Raw genomic sequence first — 18,485 nt, forward strand, 5'->3', positions numbered from 1 at the left:
TCCGTTCTTCCTCATTGATCAACTGCTGGTGAAGCGGGGAACTGCGTACTGCTGGTGGCCTGTCACAGCGCCACTCTTCGACAGCCGGCCCCGTTGCCCATCCTGCATCTGCTCTGGCTTGGAACCCCACTGCCGAACTTCCCGGTACGCGCGCCCGCAGCCGACGCCTTTACCGAGGTACTGCTCACTGACTGCGCTGCTGGTACTGCTCCTGGCGGCCCCTGATGACTGCGGGCCACCCGGTCCGGCCGTCAGTCCCGTCGCCGTCCTGCAACAACCCTGGCTTCGGAACTCCACCACCGGACCGCCCTGCGAACTGCAACTGCATGTACTGCTGCCCGGCAGTTCGTCTCTGCCGAGCCCTTCGGTCTCTCTGAGCTACGAGAGAAACCATAACCACGCCACCGCCCAATGTCTACTGCGGCCATCATAGATTTTCGTGCGCCTCGGGCTGAGCTAGCTGCACATGGTGGTCCCAGGCATGCAGGGCCGGCCATCACTGCTGGTCAGGCCCAAGGGCGTGGCGGCAGCCGAACGCGGGGGCCCGGTGTGTCGCCGATGCACAGTGCTTCGACTACTGCTTCCGGCGCGGTCCATCGCCTCGCCCGAGCGACTGCGGTCACCCGGCGCGCCTCTGGCGGCGAGACGTGGAGTGCCCTACTCGCCAGGGGCGCGACCACTGGTGAGCGGGGGACGGCCGGTGAATAGAATCGGCTCTCATGCCGAAGCCTGACGAGCTGCTCGCTGACGTCGCCGCCCTGGTGGAGTCGGGGCAGAGCAATCAGATGTCCCTGACCGTGGTCACCGGTGGTGCTGTCATCACCGGTCGGCTGGCTCCCGAAGCCGTGTGGAGGCAGCGGGTGTCAGAGGTCCTGACGGACTCCGCCCGCCTGGGCGAGTTCGCCTCCATCTTCACCGCCACAACGCGCCGGGAGGGTCCGCCCACACATCTGCACTTTCACATGGCCCGCATCCTTCAGGGACCGTTGGGGATCCCGGAGACGGGCGGGATGTACCGCGTCTCGATCGACGACGTAAGCGCCTGGACGATGGGCGACTTCAGCTACTCCGACCACTGACCCGGCGACGTGTGGAAGGACCCGTCGGGACGCCGGAGGGCCCGACCGGCACGTGCCGGTCGGGCCCTCCTCGCTGCTCGGGTGGCAGCCGGTGCCGTGCCCCTCGCTCAGTCGGTCACCGGTACGCCGAGCATCGCGGACGCCTGCTGGAGCGGGGTGAGGGGGTGCGTCGGCACGGTGGCCCTGGGCAGGACGTGGCAGGTGAAGCCGAGCTGCGTCATGGCTCGGAGAACCTCGCCGGCGCTGAAGTCGCGTCGGTCCTGCCGGGTGATGATCTGGCCGACCTGCTTGGCGGGGTAGGTGCGGCGGCCGATGGTCACGGACTCGCCGGTGACCTGCTCGGGCTTGACGCCCTTCATCGATTCCAGGACACCGCTCTTGGTCAGGTCGAACGGGAAACGGGCGATGACACAGCGCATGATGCCTCACAGAGGAAGGGGACGGTCACGTCGGAACTGCGGTCGTGAGGCGGTTCAGCGTGCGAGGGCGAGGACGACCGAAGAGCGGCCTTGTTCGTCGACAACGGGCAGGGCCGACTCCGGCCGGCGATGGCGCATCGCGTGCTCGGCCTCGACCGTCGTGGTCAGGGGTGAGGCGAACGGCTCGCGTTCGCCGAGGACATCGCGGAGCCGGAGCCGGTCCGTGTACGTGTCGCCCTCACGGACGGCGGCGAGCTGGGCCCGGGTGATCACCCCGGTGCACAGGTCGTCCTCGTCGCAGACGAGCAGATGACCCGTGCGGGCGCCGGCCATGACAGACCAGGCCACTTCGACGGTCATGTCGTCACAGACTTGCGGAACGTCCGACTCCATGGCATCGACCGCCATCCGGTGCACGGGGTCGCCATGTGCCGAGCGGTCCTGCATCTGGATCAACGTCACAACGTGCCTCCTGCAGAGGTGGGTCAGTTTCCTGATCAAGTGGTTCTCAGGCCGCCGCGTCGAAGGATGACTGCCGCCCGTTCATGCGCCGGGTAGCCGGGCGGGGCCTGCGTCGGCCGCGGGATGCGCTGCTGCGCCGGGGCCGCTCGGTCACGGGTGCGGTGATGGTGACCGGGATCCCGGAAGGGTCCTGGGCGCCGGTGATGCGGTGTAGTGACTCTTCGCCCGGGCGGACCTGGGTGGTCTGCGGGGTGATCCCGGCGGTGGCCATCAGACGGGTCATGCCGCGGCGCTGGTTCGGGGTGACCAGCGTGACGACGCTGCCGGACTCGCCGGCGCGGGCGGTGCGGCCGCCGCGGTGGAGGTAGTCCTTGTGGTCGGTCGGCGGGTCGATGTTGACGACGAGGTCGAGGCTGTCGACGTGGATGCCGCGCGCCGCCACGTTGGTCGCGACCAGCACGGTGACGTGGCCGGTCTTGAACTGGGCGAGCGTTCGGGTGCGCTGGGGCTGGGACTTCCCGCCGTGCAGCGCGGCGGCTCGTACTCCGCTGCTGAGCAGGTGTTCGGTCAGGTGGTCGACGGCGTGCTTGGTGTCCAGGAACATCATGACCCGGCCTTCGCGCGCCGCGATCTGCGTCGTCATCCGCTGCTTGTCGGCGCTGTGGACGTGCAGCACGTGGTGCTCCATCGTCGTCACCGCGCCGGCGGACGGGTCGACGGAGTGCACGACCGGGTCGGTCAGGTAGCGACGCACCAGCAGGTCGACGTTGCGGTCCAGGGTGGCGGAGAAGAGCATGCGCTGGCCTTCCGGGCGTACCTGGTCGAGCAGGGCGGTGACCTGGGGCATGAAGCCCATGTCGGCCATCTGGTCGGCTTCGTCGAGGACGGTGATGGCGACCTGGTTCAGCCGGCAGTCACCGCGGTCGATGAGGTCTTTCAACCGGCCTGGCGTGGCTACGACGACCTCCGCGCCTCCGCGCAGCGCGCCGGCCTGCTTGCCGATCGACATGCCGCCGACGACCGTGGTCAGACGCAGTTTCACGGAGCGGGCGTACGGGGTGAGGGCGTCGGTCACCTGCTGGGCCAGCTCGCGGGTGGGGACGAGTACGAGAGCGAGCGGCTGGCGGGGCTCGGCGCGCTGTCCGGCGGTGCGTGCCAGCAGGGCGAGGCCGAAGGCGAGGGTCTTGCCGGATCCGGTGCGGCCGCGGCCGAGGACGTCACGGCCGGCCAGGGTGTTGGGCAGGGTGGCGCCCTGGATCGGGAAGGGCACGGTCACGCCCTGCGCGCCGAGGGCGGCCAGCAGTTCCCCGGGCATGTCCAGGTCGGCGAAGGCGTCGACCGCGGGCAGCGCGGGGGTGATCGTCTTGGGCGGGGCGAACTCGCCCTGGACCACGGCGGGCCGGCGGCCGCGGCCGCCCGAGCGGCTCGGGCTTCCGGAACGGCTCGGCGTGGACGAGCCGAAGCGGCCGCCCCGAGGCGAACCAGCGCCGCCCGTGCCGAAAGCGGGGCCGCCGGTGCGGCTGCGGGTGCGAGAGGAGCGCTCGTTCCTACGTGCGGGGTTCATTCAGAACCTTCCTTGATACGGCACGCATCAAGGAACTCCCGCAGCAGAAAAGCAGCGCTGGGAATTACGAGACCGGGCCGAATGGAACGCGAAAGCGCATCTGGTCCACGGGAAATCCGTACAGGCCCAGGCGCTGAAATAGGCGACGTCCGGTGGATGTGAAATCCAGGACGGCGGTCGAGGGGCGCGACTGTGGGGAGGGCGCGACCCGAAATCCTGCGTCCCGCAGGAGAAATCACCGCGGGGAAATGTGTGCAGCTGAGGTCCGCACCCCGAGAGATGCGGGCCCCAGCTACAAAATGCGCGTCAGTGTCAGGCGGGAACAATGTTCTCGGCCGTCGGGCCCTTCTGGCCCTGCGCGATGTCGAAGGTCACCTTCTGGCCTTCGAGCAGCTCACGGAAGCCTTCGGCTGCGATGTTCGAGAAGTGGGCGAACACGTCGGCGCCGCCACCGTCCTGCTCGATGAAGCCGAAGCCCTTTGCCGCGTTGAACCACTTCACGGTGCCAGTAGCCATGTCATATCTCCTTGGGGCAGTGCACCGGAATCCGCACCGTGCGGACACCGTGTCGCCGCGATGATGCCCAGCCCGGAGAATGGCCGGGAAATATAAAGCGCTCCTCAGCGGCGCGGAGGCCGACTGGAGACGCTTGAAAATTTTGGGTACCAAAACTGCAACCGAGATCGACAGTAGCATGCTGCGGTGGCTTGTGTGCGCTAAATATTTCCACCCTATGTGCGGTGGTAGAAAGCCTCCTCGCGGGGTCCATAAAATTCTTGCACCGCGGGCATAGATATGGGGTGACGAGCAGGGCCGACAGCAGGGCGGGCTCACCGCCGGTCATGTCGATGGCCCAGGTGACCTGCCGGCCGCCGGCCAGGTCCAGAACATCGCCTCCGTCAAGGTCGGCTGCCTCGTCCGCATCGCCGAGAACGTGCCCGTCGCGTACATCGAGGCCAACACGGCCCAGCCTGCGTGCCGCACGCGGTCCCCCTACGGGAAGGCGGCCTGACGGCGGGTCGCAGGCCCCACCGCCGACGCGAGTTCGGCTCAGTCCGGCAGCTCCCCTCGGGCCGCTGGCAGGCCCGCTCCTGGGCGCCGGACGTCAGCCGCCGGACCGCCCCGAAAACCTTCGGCACCAAGACCGACGCGCAGACCTGGCTCACCCTGACCCAGGCCGACACCGAGCGCAAGGACTGGGTCGATCCGGATGCGGGCGCCGTGAACTTCGCGCCGTACGCCCTGCATGGGTCGAAGAGCGCGGCCTCGCCGCCACCACGGATGAGCTGGTCAGGGGTCACGTCCTTGACCGTGCAGCGGAAGGGCGGTCCCTCGCCGTCCCGCTGCGCTGTTGCGAGGCCGTCGCGGACGGCCTTGAGCGCCTCGGCCAACTCGGTACCGCTGGATTCCATGTGGTCCCCTTTATCTCCGGGCACCAGTAGGCCAGTTGGCCACTGACGAGCGTTACCCAAAGCCTGGAACCGGTGCGCTTCGCAAGCGCAAGTCGGCAATTATTCGACGCTTCAGTGGTGCACGTCACGCGAATCGCCTCTCGTCATTCGAGATGGGTGGCCGGCACTGGGGTCTGGGGGCGGCTTGTTGCCTCATAGCTCGCTGTTTCCCGCTGAGTTGGGGCACGCAGAGGGCATGCCGACCCACAAGGGGTCTAGGCAACAAGTAAGCCCCAGGTCGCTGACCTGGGGCTTCTGTATGGAGCGGGTGACGGGAATCGAACCCGCGCTCTGAGCTTGGGAATCACACGGCGCTTGACCCATGCATGGGGCCTGACCTGCAGAAATGTCAACTTGGTCACGTCTCTTCAGCGTCTGGCGGCTCCCCTGTTGTCCGCTGTTCACCGCCTCTACTGCCACGTAGTGGCACGCCCCCTTGGATGGCGTGCAGGTGCGTCGGTGACCACCTCCTGCCGGGGCGAGACGTCAGATCGAGACAACGGCGGAACCTCAGGTCTCGGACCTGGGACTGCTGTTCACCGCTCCCAGGGACACGGTTGGGCCACAGAGCGCGGAGAGCATCCCGCCCTGCGGAGACTCGTTTGATCGAGCCGGTCCGGCCACGATCCACTCAACCTGGCGCCGTTGTCAGTGCCTCCTTCTAAGGTCACCACATGACGACATTCCGTTCCGGTTTCACGCTCTGGCAGATGGTCAGCAGGGCTCGGGAGCTCACTGAGCACCCGAGCGTGCTGGAGCGCATGGATGCAGTGCTGCGCATCATGGGTCCTGCCTTCGGCGGGACTGGGTACGGCAAGGGCAGGCCATTGGTGAACGCCTTGGAAGACGTTGCCCAGGAATCGCTCCTGCTCGGAGACTTCGCTCTTGCGCAGCGGTTCCAGCGCTTCGCCGCCTACGCCGGCGGCGAACTGTTCCTCGAGATCCTGGAGAACTACTACGACGAGAATGCTCGGCATCGTAGCGAGGAAGGGATGCGCAGGCTGGTGGCCATGGGCGCCGATCGAGCGGTGGCCGTTTTGGATGCCCTCTCCAAGGACAACCCCGAGGCGACGGTGGCCGACGCGCGGGACCTTTTTCGCGGTATAGCCCTGTCCGTGGACCACTTGGGCCTCGGTACGGGGGAGGGTGGGATTCGGCTCCCCACTCGAGAGAGGAGGCGACTCCAGCAGTACGGGCACATGGAGCTGGTCCTGAGGAACCTGCCGCGACCGGCCTCGACTGAGGCAGCGCGGATGGTGGGCGACGTCCTCGCGGATGCCGACGCGGGGTTGCTCGCTCAGCTGTTGGAGCTGAAGGCCCGGCGAGCGGGTCTCGACGCTCTGCGTGCTGTGGTGGAGGACGAGACGAGCTCGGAGAGCGCCCTCCACGCCCGTCTGAAGAATCAGGAGTGGATCTTCGGCGGTGCCTACGTGGCAGAACTGGCACGTAGGCAGTACACCGCGGACACGATTCTGGATATCCCGCTTCTGCGTGGTGATGGGTCTCTTCACGTGGTGGAACTCAAGCGTGCCAACATCAAGGACCTGGTGATTCGCCGCAGCGGCCACCTCATGTTGGGTGCCGCGGCCCACCACGCGGTGTCGCAGGCGCAGAACTACCTCCGCACCATGGATGAGAACCGCGAGGTCATCCTCGCAGACCATGGAGTCGATACCCGTAGAGCCTCGGCAACGGTTGTGATCGGGCATCCGCGATTCGTCAGTGGGGGCATTACCCCCCAGGACATCGCGGAGACACTTCGCACCTACAACACGCACGCGGCACGCATCGAAGTGATCACGTACGAAACCCTGCTGGAATCAGCAGCCCGGATGCTGGCCCTCGCGTCGGCACAGCAGGATCCTGACCAGACCGAGGAGCCCACGGCATGACCGAAGACAACCGGCCCGCGATCGAACAGCTGCTGGCCCGCCTGTGCGGCGGCGTGATTACAGGCAAGGACTACGTCGGCTACTTCCTCAACGAGCACGGAGAAGAGCTCGTCTTCGCCCAGCGCCGGGGAGAGAAGACCGCCCGGTTCTGGCACAGCGACGCCGACTGGCAGATGCTCCGCGTCGACGACCACTCAGTACGGGTCGGCAGCGTGATGGGCGGAGTGATCACCGTTGGCGACCTGATCATCGATCGCAATGAGGCGACATGGCTGTCCTCATGCCTTGCTGCCTCCCGCCACCTGCGTCAGAAGCGCGGCTGACACGTCGCTCGGAGAATGGGCAACGACGAAGGCCCAGGTCACCGACCTGGGCCTCAATTATAGAGCGGGTGACGGGAATCGAACCCGCGCTCTGAGCTTGGGAATCACCCGGCACTTGAACCCGTTTATAGTCTCTGAACTGGGAGAACGCGCCCGAAGAGTACTTCACGTCATCCCTCTCTTGGGCCGTTGTCGTTCGCAGTTCACGTCTACAGTGGCACACTGTGGCACGGTCACTTGCGTGATACAGGAGAGCCGACGCTTCTGCTGGGGCACTGCATCGTGCGGACTGCCGAATCATCCTGTTCCCTCACCGCGCCAACAGTTGATATGGACGTCTGCTGGTTACGTTGCCAGCTTCGGCCGCCACCGACGGCAGACTTTGCGCACTGGGTTTGTGCACGGGCGTGAGCCTGAAGGTTTCGTGGGCCGGACCGAGACGAGGTCCGACCCCCTCCGCCCTCAGAGAGTCGAGTCGGCCAGCCGTCGGGTCTTCCGCGGGACGTCATGCCTGCCTGCCGTCCGGCTGTCGCGCATCAGAGTGTGCTGGGTGTCGACCAGCCGGGGCGTCAGCCGCAGGGGGACCTGCTGTACCGGGTGGAGGAGGCCGTCGTCACCGAGCTCCGCCCGCCAGACCCGGTAGTCCAGCTCGGAGTAGGCGGGATTGACGCCGATCTCCCCTTTAGGAAAGGTTCCGTTGAAGGGCAGCGAGATGTCCATGTGGTTCCAGTAGTTCCATGCCTGGACGGCCTTGTACGCGTCGAAGAAGTGGTAGAAGTCCGGGTATCGGCGGAAGCGGCGCAGCTCGCGATGGACGAGGTGCCCCAGGAGCGGGCCGAAGGTCTCCGCGACGTGGTCGAAGTCCCACCGGATGCGATGCCACTGCTCGGAGGCCTGTTCCGGTCCGAGGAAACGCGCGGTGGCCAGGTGGCTGATGCGCGCCGTGAGGTGGGCTCGGGCATGGGCCGCCTCGATGCTCGGGTCCACTTGGCCCAGGATCTGCTCCAAGAGGGCGAAGCCGGGACGGAACCGTGCCAGGTCGAAGTGACCCGCCGTGCCGGGGAATCCCTCGAACAGCACTTTCTTGTAGAGCCAGTTGTTGAACTCTCCCTGCTCCGCCAACCGCTGCGTGTGGGGCGAGCGGGAGTACATCATGAGGTACTCCGACAGGGCCTCGAAGTAGACGTAGCCCAGGACGGGGAGTCGGGGGATGGTCTCGGAGAGGAGGCGGGGGAACGCCTCGTACTCTGCCGGTTCCGGCCGGTGGGCGATGGCGGCCGCCAAGCCGAGGAAGTCCGCCGAGTTCTTCACCCGGCTCACCACCGCTTCGCGGAGCGCGCACCGCTCCGCGGGACCCAGGAGGTTCTCCAGCTCGCGGTAGTTGCGCAGGTGGATCGAGCCCAGTCGGAGGTAGTCGATGCCGGCCAGGCCGCGGTAGCCGTGGCGCGGCGTGGTGATCTCCAGGATCAGCGGGGTCGTGACCCGGCCGGAGAACGGGGAGCGGGCCAGGGAGGCGGGCGCCTCCCTGGTGAGGATGTATTCGGCGAGGTTGTGCATGCGCAGCCCTCCGGACGTGGGCGTGAGCGGCGCGCAGTAGAGGCTCCCCACCAGGCAGCCGCCCGACGGCCGGAGCGTGCCGTCGCGCATGATGCGGTCGAAGGAGTGGGTGACGTGGAGCAGGTGCTGGGTGTTCCCACCGCGCAGCGACGCGAACATGGCGTTGTCGGTTAGCAGGGCCCCCTGAGGTGCCGCTTCGGCCAGCCGGGCGTTCCACGCCGCCGCCTGTTCGGCGAGAGGGCCGGAGCGGTGGGCGACGCCCGGTCCGGCGGGCGCGGAGTAGGAGACGTGGGCGTCGGCCCACATGCCGTGGAGATCGGGGTTGCTCATGGGGCGATCACTCCTAGGTCGAAGCAGAGCTGAACGGCTCCGTCGTCTTCTTCGGGCTCTGTCGGTTGATCCCGGGTGGTGGGCAGGACGTACTCGGTGGCCTTGCGGGCCAGGTGGAGCGGGAGCGGTAGGGCGAGCAGGGGGGCCCGTCCGGGCGACTGCCGCAGCCGGTGGGCGAGGGTCGCCCACAGCTCGGGGTCGTCGTCGGGCAGGCATCCCGCGACGACGATCTCCAGCAGCCCGGGGTTCCACGCCGGCCGGTCGGTATCGATCGTGGAACCCGTCTTTCCCTCCCTGGTGTAGGAGCGGAAGGCCCAGCGCGACGCCATGACGGACACGTTCGTGCCCGGCCCCGCCTTCTCGCCGGTGCTGCCGAACACCCGGTTCCGCGGGTGGTGGCCGGACGGTCTCCACAGCCCGGTGGCGATGCCGAACCTCTCCTCCTCTTCGCCGTCGTCCGAGGTCTGCGGTCCGTGGCCCCACCACTGGGGGGTTTCGGTGTCGGTGCTGTCCCGGACCCGGACCAGGCGGAGCCCGGAGCCCTGGACGGCCAGCCGTTGGGCCGGCCGGCCGTGGAGCCGGACCCTGTCCGGCTCGATGTGGCCGTCCTGCAGCCACGGCCACAACCAGCGGGCATTCTGGGCGTGGACCAGCAGCAGGGTCGGGCGATCGCGCAGGCCGAACAAAACCTCCTGCACGGCGTCCGCCACGATCCTCCGATGCCGTTCGGTGGAGCCGTTCCGGTCCTCGTCCTGATCGGGGGCGACACCTTCCTCCGTCCCGGCGGGGCCGCCCGCACCGTCGGAGGGCGGCTCCTCGTCGGAATCGTCGGCGGTCGGCAGTTCGGCCGATTCGGCCAGGCGCATCAGGAGCGTCGGGTACGGGACCCACTCGCCGGTCCTGACGTCCCAGCCGGTGATGCGCTCCGGGGCGGGGTCGCCGGGGCGCACGCGGACGGCGATCGGCACGAGGTCCGCCCGGCGGGTCGGCCCGTCCCGGCGCCGCTTGACCAGCCACAGGGCGGCGTACTGCGTGTCGGCGGGGATCGCCGGACCGAGGCCGTGGGCGGGTACGGCGCGGTGGCCGAGCTGACGGAAGCCGTCCGTCCAGCATGCTTCGAGCTTCCTGGCCCTGGCCGTGTCGGCGTCTGCGGGCTTGCCCGGCACCCTGCGCGGGTTCACCACGAACTGGGTCACCCGCCCCGCGTCCCGGAACCCGAGTCGCAGAGCGAACTTGGGGTCGGAGGAGCGCGGAGCGTAGGCGCCCTTGGGATGGATCTCCAGCAGGGCGAGCGAGGCGCGGTCACCCGCCGACGCGGCGGGCAGGCGCCGTACGACCTGGGCGCGGCGGTCCGCGATGGCCGCGTGCAGGGCACTGGTCCTCCTCTGGTCGGCGGGGGAGAGGGCGAGGCTGTCGGCGAGCCCGCCGATCCGTGCCAGGCGCAGTTCCACCGCGAGCTCGGGCGTCTGCCACGAGAGCGTCTCCCCGTCCGGGGAGGGTGCTTCCCCGGCAGGTTTCCGCACGGGTTCCCCGTCGAGGCCGAGCAGGGTGGCGAGTGCCTGTACGCCCGCGTCCCTGATGGGCTCGGTGAGCCAGAGGAACTCCGCCCGAAAGGGTTCTCCCGCCAGCAGCTCGGCCAACTCCTGACGACGTTCCGTGGTTTCCCGCGTGTCCGGGGCGAGGACTTCCCCGGTACGCTGCCCGGCCGGTCTCCGCACCGTGAACCAGCGGTTCGCCCGCACCGGGTCCGGTGCCCGGCGCAGTTCTTCAGGCAGGGCCTGCTCGAACCATTCCGTGAGCGGGACGCGATCACCGGGCATCAAACCGGCCTTCACCCCGTGCGAGCCCATCGGCGCGCTGTGCACCACGGCGGCGGTGACTCCCCCCGTACCGGCGAGCCAGCGGGTCGGGTCGCCGGTGAGGCTGTCGGGCTGGGGGAACGGCTGCCGGAGCCGCAACCGGGAGAGCATTCCGTCAGGCCCGCCCGCCTCCCATCGACGGGCGCGAAGCGCGCGGTCGTACCGGAGGCGTCCTACGGAGAAGCGGGCGGAGGCCCGGTTCTCCGGGCCGTCTTCGATCCATGGCGCGTTCGCCAGCAGGTAGACGGAGGCGGCGCGACGGGGCGGGAGGTACAGGCCGTTCGGTCCGGTCCGCGTTGCCCACCGCCGGACACCGGACCGCAGGTGGACCCGGAACTCCGGGGAGAACGGGACGGTCTGGAGGGTCAGCGTGAGGAGAGCCGAGAACCACCACGTCCGCCCGTCGCGGTCCACGTACCGGTCGGGCGGCCAGGAGAGTAGCTCTGCACCCCGGTCGGAGGGCCGCCGGGCCACACCGCGGAATCCCAGGGACCCGCCTGGGTAGGAGAACGGATCCAGTCCCAGGGCCAGACCGGCGAGGGCGTCGGGGAGCAGTTGGTAGAGCCGTCCGTCCGGCTGCGCGGTACCGGCGGCCGTCGGCGTTCGGGCCAGCATCGGGACCTCGCGCCGCTCCCAGCGGAGTTCACCGGGACGTAACGCGTCGAGCACCTCGCGGACCGCCTGCCGGTGCTCGGGCTCGGGGCGCAGGTCGTTCGCCCAGGCGTGCACCAGTGTCGCGAAGACGTCTGCGGGTACGGGGCCGCGGGCGTACAGCCACGGCTCGTCGCGGGAGACGTCGAGCCATTTCGCCACCGAGACCACTTCGGGGGCCAGCGCTTGGAGGAGCGAGTTGAGACGGCCGACCGGGACGGCGAGGCAGTCGTTCGGCCGCTTGAGTCCCAGGCGGTAGAGGTCGAGGAGCAGCTTCCGCTGGGGCCGGAGGAGGGCCAGCGTGTAGTAGGGGACGGTCCACTCGGCGTCCGGGTCGGGGACGTAGCCGGCGAGTCTGATGCTGTCGTAGCGGGTCACGGGGTTCCTCATGCCGTGCGGCGCGGCGTGTCCGGCCGGTGGGTGGGGATGTTCTTGAGTGCCAGGTAGAGGGGCTCGTAGAGGGTCTGTACCAGCTGCCGCTGGTCGAGGGGGAGCGGTCCGTCGTCGTCGAAGTACGGGGCGAGGACGTGGACCATGCTGGCGAGCAGTCCGGTGCGGAAGGTGTCGGGCCCCAGGCCGGCGGCCTCGCGTTCGGCGAAGCGGGAGTCCACGAAGACGACCCTGGCCGGGACCCCGCCTCGTACCAGCCGCCCGATCACCTGCCACATCACGACCAGCCGGTCCCAGGTGAAAGCGGCCTTGTCCTCGTCGTTCAGGTGCCGCCAGGCCATCTTCCGGGTGAGCAGGTGGCGCCACCGGATGCGCGCCTCCCGGCGGAAGGCGCGTCCGGCCCGGTCGAGGTCCGGAGCCGAGGAGACCAACTCGTCGAATCCGCCGCCGGCCACCAGGCGGGTCACCCAGCTGTTGATGTCCTGGACCGCCAGGCCGATGTCGTGCGGGCGGGGGTGCGGCCGGGCCAGGAAGAAGACCGAGCCGATCGCCGCCTGTCCGGCGTCGTTCAGGATGTTGTGCCCGCGTTCCACGGACATGAGCGGTGCGATGAGGATCTCGGCGTCCATGGAGCCGAAGGAGGAGACGTCACCGCGCCGCAGCGTCCCGGGCTCGGTGACCGTGGACGGGTCTCCCGGCGTGGCCCCGCCGAAGGAGACCTCCAGCTCCGCGTCGTCCGCGATCAGCCGACGCACCTTTCCCTTCCAGCGGGGGATGGTGTCGAGGAGCTGGAAGCCCCGGCGGGCCTCCTCGTACGAGCCGACGAGCACCAGCAGGCGCTTCCTCCTAGCGCTCCCGATCAGGTTCAGTTCCTGTTCGAAGTCGCTCTGGAGCTGGTCTCCCCGGGGTCGGGCGAGGCCTTCGAGCATCAGTTCCAGGACCTTGGGCCGACGGTCGGGCCGCATGCCGGACAGGTGGAGGGGTTTCCCGTCGGGCCCCGGGATGAAGATCTTCCGGAAGGAGGTACGGCGCAGCGCGCCGCGTTCCTTGGGGGAGGACTTCAGGATGGCTTTGACCGGCGCCAGCACGTGGGCGCCCACCGCGGTGCCCGCCCAGCTGGTTCCCGACATCAGGAGGACGTTGGCCGGCGGGGCGCCGTCGAGCGAGGACACCTCGTGCAGTGAGGTCAGCAGCGACCGTCCCACTCCGGCGCAGCGGAAGAAGCGGAGCACGGCGCTGCCGGAGCCTGGTGCGGCGTCCGGCTCCTCGGGGAGGAACTGGAACCCGAGGATGTTGCCCATCGGCGATTCCGGGACGAGGGGGCCGTAGTCGAGCGGGGGCCGGCGGGACAGCTGGTTGTCCGTCGATTCCAGGTTGAGTGCGGCCTCCACCGTCGGCCACAGTTCGGTGAGGACGTCGAGGCGTTGCTGGAGCACCCCGAGCAGCAGAGTGAACTCGAACCGCATGGTCTTGTCGAGAAGTTCGTCCGCGGAGGCGGGAGCGATCCCGGACAGCCGCCGCAGTGCGGCTTCGGCCCTGGCCCGGGTGCGGTCCTCGTCCAGGGTGTGCAGCAGATCGTGGGCGAGGCCCACCAGCTCGGCTAGTTCGGAGGACTCGGGATGGACGCCCCCGAGGGGCTCATCGCGGAAGGCGTCCAGCACCTCCATGACCGCGGCCCGGCGCGCGTCGTCCGGGTCCGCCGGCTCCTCGCCCTCTCCGGTGCCGTGGGCATCAGGGTCGTCCGGGTCGTCCTCCTCGGAATGTTCTTCCTCGAATTCGTCGTCCGTCTCGTCGTCGGGCTCGTCCTGGGCGTTCTGGCCGCCGAGGGCGGAACGGCCCCGGAACCAGTCCTCGACCAGCTTCTGCTGGAGGGTCCAGGTGCTGAAGTAGTCGGCCTGCACCCAGGCCCGGAGCTTGGGGTGGCGCATCAGCATCGAGTACAGCCGGTTGGTGGCGGCGATCGACGCGGTCAGGGCGGAGGACCAGCGGTCCACGTCCGCGTCCGACAGTTGTAGGCGCCCGTTCCTGGCGAACTCGTCGGTCGTGTGGGCCTGCAGTTCGTCGAGCCAGGAATCCGGGGATCGTCCGACGAGGGTGGCGGAGGGCACGAACATCGAGTCGAGCTGCATCTGTACGCGATCGGCCTCGTCCACGATGATCAGATCGCTCCGGACGCACGCGATCTCCAGAAACCGGGCCCGCTCCCGGTTCTGGTGCCGGGGGGCCAGTCCGTAGAGAAGGCTGGCGGGGTTGGCCACCCAGATGTCCGCGTCGACCAGGTCGCGGGCGCCGCGTTGCCGGGGGCACCCGGACCACAGGGGGCAGCCGTGCCCGGTGCCCGACCGGCTGGTGCCCGTCTCGCCGGGCCCGTCGGCGGTCGGCCCGGCCGGTGGTTCCGGGGTCGGCGCGTCCGTCCCGGCCGGCTCCGGCACGGCCGTTCGCGGGTCCGCCGGGTACAGGCGGGTGCAGGGCGATTCGAGGATGTCCAGGGGCTGGTGTGCCTCGGTACCACGCAGGGCGTCGAGCGGGCAGGCAGTGCTCAGATAGGTGAAGTGCCTGGCCTCGTGGCCGAGCAGGGATGTCGCGCCGGCGCCCGCGAGCCTGCGGTGCATGCGCTGGGTGTTCCGGGCCCGGGTGGAGGACCCCAGCACGGGGGCGACCTTCAGTTCCAGCGCGCCGAAGAGGGCCACCAGCATCAGCTGTTCGGCGACGTCCCCCACGACGATGGTCACCTTCCGTCCTTGCCGGACGGCCTGGACGGTGAGTACGTCCCGCAGCGTGCTCTTGCCGGCACCGACCATGCCCACCAGGTGGAAGAGGCCGGCGACGGACAGCTTCCGGCTCGGCCGGTAGGCCGTTCCTTCGGAATCGAGCATGTCCAGTTCGACTCGCTGCACCCGGTTGTGCCAGGCCTTGCGCGGGTCGGTGATCCCCAGCCGGTCGTCCATCCACGCGGCGGTCGCCAGCAGCTCGTCCCAGGTCGTCTCGACCGGAAGCCCCACGTCGGGAGGGCGCAGGAGGCCGTGCGCTCGGGCGACACCGACCGGGAGGTGTTCGGGCAACCGGACGGAGGTGAGGAGCTTGCCCTGCGGGAAACGGTAGGACCTTCCAAGCCCGGCGATCTTCAGTCGCTGCCTCAGATGGAAGGGGGGAGCGGTGGTGAGGGCTCGTTCGTACGCTCTCCAGCGATCGGAGGCGATGGCCGGTTCGTGCCGTTGGGCAGGCGCGTCGTGGTCGCTGATCAGGTAGCCGCGCACCTCGGCGGGGAAGGACGCGTACTGCCGCAGCGCGCGTTCCCAGGTGCGGGGGCGCCGGAGCATCCACAGCAGGTGCCGTGCGACCCGGAGCATCCTCTCCCGCTCCGGTGTCCGGTCCCCGACCAGGGCGAAGGGATAACCTCCGAGGACCGTCCATGCGGCGCGGGCCGGCTCGCCGGGGCAGAGGCGTTCCAGCAGGTAGAGCCCCAGCTCCACACGGAAGAGGCGGGTCGCTCGGATCGGGCCGCGGTCCTTGGGCCAGGCGGTGCGGACGCGGGGGGAGAGCTCGGCGAACCAGGAGCTGCGGTCACGCATCAGAACAGTCCCTCCGGTGCTTCCCCGGGCGCGGCCGGGGCGATGTCCTCGTACGGGCGGCCGGCGGCGACGAGTCGCCGCGCAGTGCGGAGCAGTTCCCGGTCGGTCACGAGTTCCGGCGATGCGGTCGGCCGGTAGCGCTCGAAGACCGCCTGGAAGCCGGGGTGATCGCGGAGCCTGCCGGCCGGTATCACCCACAGGCAGCGGTCGTACGGAGGGTCGGGCGGCGGCGGGGCGGCCCGGCGTCCCAGCAGTGCCGGGCTCGTCCAGTCCTTGCAGTCGACGGCCAGGGTCGGGCCGCTGGGGAACCGGACGCGCATGCCGTACGCGCCGAAGCCGGGCCACAGTTCGACCTCCGCCCCGATGTCCGTCAGTTGGCCGGCCAGCCGCTTCTCCATGAGGCCGGGCGCCGACACCCACTGGCGCAGCGGCCTGATCAGCAGCTGGACTCCGCCGCCTTCGTCGGCCCGGTACTCGCGCCCGCGTCGGACGGTGCTGGCCTCGTGGCACCGCCGCTGCTCGCACCACAGTCCGCCCCCGGTCGTGGGGTGGAGCAGGCCGTGACAGCGCTTGCAGGAGACGTAACTGCGCCGTTCCCAGTCGAGGTGGCCAGCCGGTGCCGGCTGGTAGACGTCGTACAGCAGGTCGCCGAGCGAACCCAGGTCGCTGCCCGCCGCCGCGGGGAGGGTGGCCAGTTCACGGCGGGTCAATACGGGACGCCGCACCAGCAGGAGTCGAAAGGCCCGGTACGCCTCCGGGTACTTCTCCTCGCGGCAACGCTGGGCCACGACGCTCATGTGGTGCTGCCCGGAGTACCGGGCTGCGGAGTCCTCCGCGTCCACGGCCCATTCGTAGCAGAGCTGGGTCGGCTGGCGGGTGGCCTCGTCGAGGAGCCGGGCCTCCGGAGGAACCACGTCCGGCGGCAGTGTGACGGGCCAATGGTCGAGTGGGCGGCGCGCCGCCCACTCGACGAGTTCGGGAAGGCTCTCCGGGGGGCGTGCCTTGAGCAGCAGGCAGGTGAGGATCGTGGCGTTCAGGGCCCGCTGCGCCTCCTCGGGGTACGGCACGGCGGACGCAGTCCCCGGATCGCCGACCTCACCGAGGCGGACCATGGCGGTGGCGACGCTCCGGAGCAGGAGTACGCCGTCCGCCTCCGACCATCGGGCCGTGCGGACTGTCCGGTCGGGGTTCATCTCAGCCTTTCGTCGGGTCGGGAAGGTCGGGGCGGCACCAGACGGACATCTCGCAGGCCCGGCAGTGGGGGCCCGGACGGGCGACCGCGGTGGTGTCCGCGTGCCAGTCGGAGGCCAGGGACCGCACGACCCGGCGTGCCGAGGCGCGGATCTCGGCGTCGAAGGGGTCGATGACGGTGAGCCGGGCGCCACGCGGACCGAGGACTTCCAGCTCCACCCGTGTGGTGGAGACGTCCTCGCCGACTACCGGGCTGGTGCTGAGCAGGACGGCGAGCGCGAGTTGCGGCCTTTCGCGCAGGACGTCGGTCTCCGGCGGAGGGTCCCGCCGGGCGTCCGTCTTCGTCTCCCGGTAGACCCAGGAGGAACCGTCGAGGTAGAGCGTGTCGGTCTTGGCGAGCACCACTACGTCGGCCTCGGTGTCGTGCACCACAAGGGTGTGTTCGTGGACCAGCTCGCTGACGGTGGAGAGCCCGTACGGGCAGTGGCGGGCGTGCGCTGCGATCATCCGCGCGCCGAGGTCCGCCTGGTCGGGCGGGACCGTCCAGCGTCCCGCTGACCAAGAGGTCCGGCCGTCGGGGGCGTCGTCGGGGCGGCAGGCGAGTCCCGGGTGGGACTCGTGGCGCTGCTGGATCCAGGCGTGCACGGCGTGGCCGCGGACGACGTGCGGGGTGAAGGCACGGGCCTCGGGGTCCGGCAGCCGGAGCCGGCGCAGCCGCTCCCTGGCGGGGCAGCTCTCGTCGCGGTCCGGGCGGCCGACGTACGAGCGCCCGTTGGTGACCGACCACGTACGGCGCGGCCGGTTCCGCTCCTCGATGCTCAAGAGGCCGCCGAGGCGGGGCAGGGCGGGGCAGCTGGGCGCGTATTTGCAGTCCTCGCAGTCGTGGCCGGGGAGGAAGGTGCTGGCGGAGACGGCGGCGGTCAGCCTCGGGAGGCCGTGGGCGGCGTAACGCCGGGCCACGTCCTCGGGACCTTCGGAGAGCACCTCGCGCCGTCCCCCGTCGAGGCAGCTCACCTCGGTGATCCTCACCTCCCCGGGCTTGCGCCGGGCCGCTTCGCCGACGTCCCGCACGGGTCGGGCCGCGTCGCTCCAGTGGAAGCGGTCCGGTAAGCGGTGCGGCTCGCCGAAGGCCACGACCTGCGCGGCCGCCGCGAGGTCGGCCCGTTCGGCGTGTCCGACGCGCTCCGCGGCTTCCCGGCCCGGCCCGCTCAGTCCCCTGGCGACCGGTACGCGCAGTTCGCGCAGTCGGCCGTCTGCCGAGGCATACGGGCGACCCCAGACGCACTGTTCGTAGCGCCGCGCACCGCGGCCGTCGGGTTTCTTGAGCCGGGTGACGAGCACCCAGGAGTAGGGGACCGGCCGCAGGTCCGGGGTCCTGTTCTCCAGGTAACGGTCGAGGGCGGAGCGGGTCCAGGAGGCGAGTCCCGGATCGGCCCGGGGACGCTCCCGGGTGGCCGCCAGGGCCCTGCGGAGGGCTTTCTCGGGGTCGACGTCCTCGTACTCGATCAGGTCGAGCGCCTCACCAAGGGGCCCGAGGTTGAAGCCCTCCCGAGCGTCGGCCTTGTACGCGGGAAGCGGGCCCGGAGCCAGCCTGATTCCGGTCCGGGCCTTCAGCGCCCCTTTGTAGGGGCAGCTGCCATGGGCGCTCGGGCGGAGGAAGGATCCCGCGAACACGCGGATCAGTCCGCTGGTCCACGTGCTCTCACGGGGGGGCATCCATGCAGGCATGCGATCTCCAGGACATC

The 18,485-nt window shown here is 69.7% G+C and carries 12 protein-coding genes and 1 pseudogene; 4 read left to right on the forward strand and 9 right to left on the reverse strand.

Going from position 1 to position 18,485, the window contains the following annotated elements:
- Positions 1 to 719: 719 nt before the first annotated feature.
- Entirely contained in the window at positions 720 to 1,079 is a 360-nt protein-coding gene (locus ACZ4U4_RS03660; RefSeq protein WP_467868793.1) for a hypothetical protein, read from the forward strand.
- Positions 1,080 to 1,186: 107 nt separating this feature from the next.
- On the opposite strand, the gene ACZ4U4_RS03665 is transcribed toward ACZ4U4_RS03660, so the two are convergent.
- The 4 genes from ACZ4U4_RS03665 to ACZ4U4_RS03680 form a co-directional block, all read right to left on the reverse strand.
- Positions 1,187 to 1,498 carry an SCO5918 family protein gene (locus ACZ4U4_RS03665; protein ID WP_467868794.1) on the reverse strand — a complete coding sequence of 104 codons (312 nt, stop codon included), beginning with the start codon at positions 1,496 to 1,498 and terminating at the stop codon, positions 1,187 to 1,189.
- Between the two features lie 54 nt (positions 1,499 to 1,552).
- A complete protein-coding gene (locus ACZ4U4_RS03670) occupies positions 1,553 to 1,960 on the reverse strand; it encodes a CBS domain-containing protein (protein WP_467868795.1) in 408 nt (135 codons plus the stop codon).
- A gap of 46 nt (positions 1,961 to 2,006) precedes the next feature.
- Positions 2,007 to 3,524 carry a DEAD/DEAH box helicase gene (locus tag ACZ4U4_RS03675; protein ID WP_467868796.1) on the reverse strand — a complete coding sequence of 506 codons (1,518 nt, stop codon included), beginning with the start codon at positions 3,522 to 3,524 and terminating at the stop codon, positions 2,007 to 2,009.
- Between the two features lie 312 nt (positions 3,525 to 3,836).
- Positions 3,837 to 4,040 (reverse strand): cold-shock protein, encoded by a 204-nt coding sequence (locus tag ACZ4U4_RS03680; protein ID WP_467868797.1) that lies wholly within the window; start codon positions 4,038 to 4,040, stop codon positions 3,837 to 3,839.
- 492 nt (positions 4,041 to 4,532) lie between these two features.
- On the opposite strand from ACZ4U4_RS03680, the pseudogene ACZ4U4_RS03685 reads away from it, so the two are divergent.
- From ACZ4U4_RS03685 to ACZ4U4_RS03695, 3 genes and pseudogenes are all read left to right on the forward strand, one after another.
- Positions 4,533 to 4,831: pseudogene (locus ACZ4U4_RS03685) on the forward strand (tyrosine-type recombinase/integrase); the annotation flags it as partial.
- Between the two features lie 818 nt (positions 4,832 to 5,649).
- Positions 5,650 to 6,867: a Shedu anti-phage system protein SduA domain-containing protein gene (locus ACZ4U4_RS03690; RefSeq protein WP_467868798.1), complete on the forward strand. Its 1,218-nt coding sequence runs from the start codon at positions 5,650 to 5,652 to the stop codon at positions 6,865 to 6,867.
- Positions 6,864 to 7,190 carry a hypothetical protein gene (locus ACZ4U4_RS03695; RefSeq protein WP_467868799.1) on the forward strand — a complete coding sequence of 109 codons (327 nt, stop codon included), beginning with the start codon at positions 6,864 to 6,866 and terminating at the stop codon, positions 7,188 to 7,190. The genes ACZ4U4_RS03690 and ACZ4U4_RS03695 overlap by 4 nt, the downstream gene beginning before the upstream one ends.
- A 462-nt stretch (positions 7,191 to 7,652) precedes the next feature.
- On the opposite strand, the gene ACZ4U4_RS03700 is transcribed toward ACZ4U4_RS03695, so the two are convergent.
- From ACZ4U4_RS03700 to ACZ4U4_RS03720, 5 genes are read right to left on the reverse strand one after another with little or no spacing between them, the layout of a single operon-like run.
- Positions 7,653 to 9,077 (reverse strand): hypothetical protein, encoded by a 1,425-nt coding sequence (locus ACZ4U4_RS03700; protein WP_467868800.1) that lies wholly within the window; start codon positions 9,075 to 9,077, stop codon positions 7,653 to 7,655.
- Positions 9,074 to 11,965: a pPIWI_RE module domain-containing protein gene (locus ACZ4U4_RS03705; RefSeq protein WP_467868801.1), complete on the reverse strand. Its 2,892-nt coding sequence runs from the start codon at positions 11,963 to 11,965 to the stop codon at positions 9,074 to 9,076. The genes ACZ4U4_RS03700 and ACZ4U4_RS03705 overlap by 4 nt, the downstream gene beginning before the upstream one ends.
- An 8-nt stretch (positions 11,966 to 11,973) precedes the next feature.
- Positions 11,974 to 15,549, reverse strand: coding sequence for a pPIWI_RE_Z domain-containing protein (locus ACZ4U4_RS03710; RefSeq protein WP_467868802.1), 3,576 nt, complete (start codon positions 15,547 to 15,549; stop codon positions 11,974 to 11,976).
- The gene (locus ACZ4U4_RS03715) at positions 15,549 to 16,742 is read right to left on the reverse strand and encodes a pPIWI_RE_Y domain-containing protein (protein ID WP_467868803.1); all 1,194 of its coding nucleotides are present in this window, start codon (positions 16,740 to 16,742) and stop codon (positions 15,549 to 15,551) included. The genes ACZ4U4_RS03710 and ACZ4U4_RS03715 overlap by 1 nt, the downstream gene beginning before the upstream one ends.
- A 1-nt stretch (position 16,743) precedes the next feature.
- The gene (locus tag ACZ4U4_RS03720) at positions 16,744 to 18,414 is read right to left on the reverse strand and encodes a PD-(D/E)XK nuclease family protein (protein WP_467868804.1); all 1,671 of its coding nucleotides are present in this window, start codon (positions 18,412 to 18,414) and stop codon (positions 16,744 to 16,746) included.
- Positions 18,415 to 18,485 lie beyond the last annotated feature (71 nt).

The sequence above is a fragment of the Streptomyces sp. NPDC029159 genome (genome assembly GCF_055564055.1).

Bases quoted from the DNA above. Each gene is read 5' to 3' on its own strand.
- ACZ4U4_RS03660 (WP_467868793.1), top strand. From the start codon at position 720: ATGCCGAAGCCTGACGAGCTGCTCGCTGACGTCGCCGCCCTGGTGGAG.
- ACZ4U4_RS03665 (WP_467868794.1), bottom strand. From the start codon at position 1,498: ATGCGCTGTGTCATCGCCCGTTTCCCGTTCGACCTGACCAAGAGCGGT.
- ACZ4U4_RS03675 (WP_467868796.1), bottom strand. From the start codon at position 3,524: ATGAACCCCGCACGTAGGAACGAGCGCTCCTCTCGCACCCGCAGCCGC.
- ACZ4U4_RS03680 (WP_467868797.1), bottom strand. From the start codon at position 4,040: ATGGCTACTGGCACCGTGAAGTGGTTCAACGCGGCAAAGGGCTTCGGC.
- ACZ4U4_RS03690 (WP_467868798.1), top strand. From the start codon at position 5,650: ATGACGACATTCCGTTCCGGTTTCACGCTCTGGCAGATGGTCAGCAGG.
- ACZ4U4_RS03695 (WP_467868799.1), top strand. From the start codon at position 6,864: ATGACCGAAGACAACCGGCCCGCGATCGAACAGCTGCTGGCCCGCCTG.
- ACZ4U4_RS03700 (WP_467868800.1), bottom strand. From the start codon at position 9,077: ATGAGCAACCCCGATCTCCACGGCATGTGGGCCGACGCCCACGTCTCC.
- ACZ4U4_RS03710 (WP_467868802.1), bottom strand. From the start codon at position 15,549: ATGCGTGACCGCAGCTCCTGGTTCGCCGAGCTCTCCCCCCGCGTCCGC.
- ACZ4U4_RS03715 (WP_467868803.1), bottom strand. From the start codon at position 16,742: ATGAACCCCGACCGGACAGTCCGCACGGCCCGATGGTCGGAGGCGGAC.